The sequence below is a fragment of the Odoribacter sp. N15.MGS-14 genome (genome assembly GCF_000980245.1).
In the GTDB taxonomy this organism is placed as follows: domain Bacteria; phylum Bacteroidota; class Bacteroidia; order Bacteroidales; family Marinifilaceae; genus Odoribacter; species Odoribacter splanchnicus.
In genome coordinates, this window is the sequence record NZ_LARE01000126.1 from 1 (window position 1) to 2,498 (window position 2,498).

At 41.3% G+C, this 2,498-nt stretch carries 2 protein-coding genes; both read left to right on the forward strand.

Annotation, left to right across the window (positions count from 1 at the left end; translation table 11 throughout):
- Positions 1–919: glycoside hydrolase family 92 protein (locus WS34_RS14320; protein WP_046405690.1), on the forward strand; the 919-nt coding region annotated here is incomplete at its 5' end.
- Between the two features lie 493 nt (positions 920–1,412).
- Positions 1,413–2,498, forward strand: a 1,086-nt coding sequence (locus WS34_RS14325) for an SMP-30/gluconolactonase/LRE family protein (protein ID WP_046405692.1), incomplete at its 3' end; no start/stop codon positions are given.

Genomic DNA, 2,498 nt, shown 5'->3' on the forward strand with positions numbered 1-2,498 from the left:
ACCTTATGTTTTGGACCAGGAATATATTCCTTGTGATAAGGTGGGAGAAGCCACGTCTATCGCTATGGAATATGCTGTGGATGATTGGGGGATTGCGGCTATGGCGAAAAAAATGGGAAAAGAGACCGAGGCCGAGTTGTTCGAACGGAGAAGCCGCTACTACAGGCATTATTTCGATTCCGAAATCGGTTTTATCCATCCCCGGAATGCCGATGGCTCCTGGTTGACTCCTTATGACCCGTTTCAGTCTATTCATGGTGGACAGGGATATTTTTGTGAGGGAACAGGATGGCAGTACACTTTTTTTGTTCCGCAACGTCCGGCTGACCTGATTGCTTTACTGGGAGGAGATGAAGCTTTTATACACAAACTGGATTCTTTATTTACCGTCGAGGGAGATATGGGAGCACAGGCGTCGGCCGATATTTCCGGTTTGATCGGGCAATATGCTCATGGAAACGAACCCAGTCATCATATGGCTTATCTCTATGCCTATGCCGGGGCTCCCTGGAAGACGGCTGAAAAGGTCAGATACATTCAGGAGCATTTCTATACAGATCAGAAAGACGGTATTATCGGAAATGAAGATTGTGGACAGATGTCCGCTTGGCATATTATTTCTGCTTTGGGATTTTATCAGGTCAATCCCTCTTGTGGAATTTATACTTTTGGAAGTCCTTTATTCAGTAAGGTAAAACTGAACCTGCCCAATGGAAAACATTTTATCGTAGAGAGTGAGAATAATAATAAACAGAATATCTATATCCAGTCGGTAGAATTGAATGGGAAACCCTATGAAAAAGGATATATCCGGTATGAAGATATTATGCAAGGTGGAAAATTGAAATTTTTTATGGGGAATCGGCCCAATTATCAATTCGGTGTCGCTCCGGATAACCGGCCTTATACTCCCTTTTAAAAGGGAATTGATTCGGAACTTTTGTCGAAAATCCGGATTGACTTGGTTGTTTTCTGTATTTTATAAGTAAGTTAATTCGTTTTTTAGCAAAAATAATACAATGATTTGCAAATATTGTTTAAGATTTATGCATTCAAACGTTTTAAATTTGAAGTGATTTTACAAATGAAACGTCCGATTCTTTTTGCGGATTTCCGCAAAAAGAATAATGGACAGATGATAATTGACAAATGATAATTATTTGGAAGCTTCGCTTCCATTAAAAAATGAAAAGGAAAGAAAAATGGGAAAAGAAGAAGAGGGTATAATCATTGATAATCAATTCAATAGAATTTATTCTTCGAGTAGGCTGTTTCATTGTCAATGAAACAGGCGTCCGCAGGGTCCAATGACTTTATAGACTTTATGGACTTTATAAACTTTCAGCTAATTTAATCGGACGTTTTTTTGTGTGCAAAATGATATTTATTGATAAGGATTAAATTAAAAAACTATGGAAAAAAGAAGGAGAAAAGCAAATGCTTTTTTATTCGGCATTTGTTTGGTATTCATGGTTTGGCTACAATGTGCCTGCCAGGATGACGAGACAAAATCGGACTATGATCCGACTGCAACGGTAACGTTGGCGGGATTTATGCCTGAAGGGGGAGGATCGGCCTCTCAGCTTGTAATCAACGGTTCTAATTTCGGTAACGATACGGCGTTGGTCAAGGTGTATGTAAACGATAAGGAAGCTTCGGTCATTAACCTGAATGACAATTATATCTATGCTATCGTTCCGGCGCGTGCCGGGACCGGACCGGTAAAAGTGGTGATGGGAAAGGGAGAGCATACGAAGGAAGTGGTTTCGGATAGTGTTTTTAAATATGAGTTTAAAGACAATGTATCGACCTTGGTAGGCCGGGTAAACGAGACACAGGACGGTTCGTTTGAAGAAGCTAACCTCTATTATCCTCAGACTCTGTTGTGTGATAAATATGGAGATATTTTTGTGATCGAGTATTCGAAAGGAATACGAATTGTTTCGACAACGGGTCGGCAGGTGACTACTCCGATGCGCTATTCCGTGCGTTTGTTATCGGATTTGGCTTTGTCTAAATCGCAGGATACTTTGTTCGTAGGAGTAGAAAATAACGATCCTAATCTTTCCGGAGTATTGATGATGACCCGGCGGGAAGGATTTACAGATGCCAAGGAATTGGTGCGCGGATCGGGTTGGGGGGTGGCTGTAAATCCGGTGGATGGCGAACTCTTTCATAGCCAATATACCGGTTCTGTAATTTGTCGTTATGACTTTAAGACCAAAACTTCGGTTCCGCTTTACAATTTCGGAGGAGATGGCCGGTATACCATGTGTTTTGCTCCGGATGGGAAAAGATTATATATGATCCGCCGGGATGGAGGTACTATATTCTATGCCGATTATGATTTCAATACGAAAGCATTTGTAGATAAACCTCAGGTGCTGCCGGGTACAGAAAATGTCGGTTGGGGGAATCCTACCGGATGTTGTTGTGATGAAGAAGGAAATTTGTATGTCGCCGATTGTATGAATCACTGTATCCGTAAAGTGACTCCG